Below are 1,248 nucleotides of genomic sequence, written 5' to 3'. Positions count from 1 at the left end.
CATCGGCCTCTGAGTCAGCATCAACCAGTGCGAGCCAGTCAGCCAGCACATCGGCCTCTGAATCAGCGTCAACCAGTGCAAGTCAGTCAGCCAGCACAAGCGCCTCTGAGTCAGCAAGTACAAGTGCCTCTGAGTCAGCAAGTACAAGTGCGAGCCAATCAGCCAGCACATCGGCTTCTGAATCAGCGTCAACCAGTGCAAGTCAGTCAGCAAGTACAAGTGCAAGCCAATCAGCAAGTACATCGGCATCTGAATCAGCGTCAACCAGTGCAAGCCAATCAGCCAGCACCAGCGCCTCTGAATCAGCAAGTACAAGTGCTAGTCAGTCAGCAAGTACATCGGCCTCTGAATCAGCATCAACCAGTGCGAGCCAATCAGCCAGCACATCGGCCTCTGAGTCAGCATCAACCAGTGCGAGCCAGTCAGCAAGCACATCGGCCTCTGAATCAGCGTCAATCAGTGCGAGCCAATCAGCCAGCACATCGGCTTCTGAGTCAGCGTCAACCAGTGCAAGCCAATCAGCAAGCACATCAGCCTCTGAATCGGCGTCAACAAGTGCGAGCCAATCAGCCAGCACATCGGCTTCTGAGTCAGCGTCAACCAGTGCAAGCCAATCAGCAAGTACATCGGCATCTGAATCAGCAAGTACAAGTGCGAGTCAGTCAGCCAGCACCAGCGCCTCTGAGTCAGCAAGTACAAGTGCAAGCCAATCAGCAAGCACATCAGCCTCTGAATCGGCGTCAACCAGTGCGAGCCAATCAGCCAGCACATCGGCTTCTGAGTCAGCGTCAACCAGTGCAAGCCAATCAGCAAGTACATCGGCTTCTGAGTCAGCGTCAACCAGTGCAAGCCAATCAGCCAGCACATCAGCCTCTGAATCGGCGTCAACCAGTGCGAGCCAATCAGCCAGCACATCGGCTTCTGAGTCAGCAAGTACAAGTGCAAGCCAATCAGCAAGTACAAGTGCGAGTCAGTCAGCCAGCACCAGCGCCTCTGAGTCAGCAAGTACCAGTGCAAGCCAATCAGCCAGCACATCAGCTTCTGAGTCAGCCAGCACATCAGCTTCTGAGTCAGCAAGTACAAGTGCAAGCCAATCAGCCAGCACATCGGCCTCTGAGTCAGCGTCAACCAGTGCGAGCCAATCAGCCAGCACATCGGCTTCTGAGTCAGCAAGTACAAGTGCAAGCCAATCAGCAAGTACAAGTGCGAGTCAGTCAGCCAGCACCAGCGCCTCTGAGTCAGCAAGTA

1 pseudogene is annotated in these 1,248 nt (G+C 54.6%); it reads left to right on the top strand.

The window, feature by feature from the left end:
* Positions 1-1,248: pseudogene (locus QM877_RS10165) on the top strand (hypothetical protein); the annotation flags it as partial.

This window comes from Streptococcus infantis (genome assembly GCF_047463655.1).
Classification (GTDB): Bacteria; Bacillota; Bacilli; order Lactobacillales; family Streptococcaceae; genus Streptococcus; species Streptococcus infantis_Z.
Note: the sequence above shows the minus strand (reverse complement) of the source record. Positions and strands in the feature narration are given on the sequence as shown.